Below are 492 nucleotides of genomic sequence, written 5' to 3' on the forward strand. Positions count from 1 at the left end.
AGTACTCTATCCAATTGAGCTATGGGTGCTAATAATGGTGCCGAGGGCCGGAATCGAACCGGCACGGATATCACTATCCGCAGGATTTTAAGTCCTGTGCGTCTACCTGTTCCGCCACCCCGGCTTTCTGAACAAGTTATCAAACTCTAGTTTTGCTAGAAGCGGAAGACGGGATTCGAACCCGCGACCCCCACCTTGGCAAGGTGATGTTCTACCACTGAACTACTTCCGCAAAGGATGCCGGCTAAAGGATTTGAACCCTCGACCCTCTGATTACAAATCAGATGCTCTACCAACTGAGCTAAGCCGGCTAATAGTGTGATTAAAATAGATTGTATTAACTAAAATAACTTCGAAAAGTTATTATGAGTCATGCAGGATTCGAACCTGCGACCCTCTGATTAAAAGTCAGATGCTCTACCAACTGAGCTAATGACTCATGGTGGAGGTTAACGGGCTCGAACCGCTGACCCTCTGCTTGTAAGGCAGATG

At 47.4% G+C, this 492-nt stretch carries 4 tRNA genes; all 4 read right to left on the reverse strand.

The annotated features are described in order from the left end of the window. Nucleotides 1-35 precede the first annotated feature (35 nt). Nucleotides 36-124 (reverse strand) — tRNA-Leu (locus ACEN36_RS13065). Nucleotides 125-160: 36 nt separating this feature from the next. Then, nucleotides 161-232, reverse strand: a tRNA-Gly gene (locus tag ACEN36_RS13070). A gap of 6 nt (nt 233-238) precedes the next feature. Further along, nucleotides 239-311, reverse strand: a tRNA-Thr gene (locus ACEN36_RS13075). A gap of 55 nt (nt 312-366) precedes the next feature. Beyond that, nucleotides 367-439: transfer RNA gene (locus tag ACEN36_RS13080), tRNA-Lys, on the reverse strand. Nucleotides 440-492 lie beyond the last annotated feature (53 nt).

This window comes from Desemzia sp. FAM 23989, from assembly GCF_045528345.1.
GTDB lineage: Bacteria > Bacillota > Bacilli > Lactobacillales > Carnobacteriaceae > Desemzia.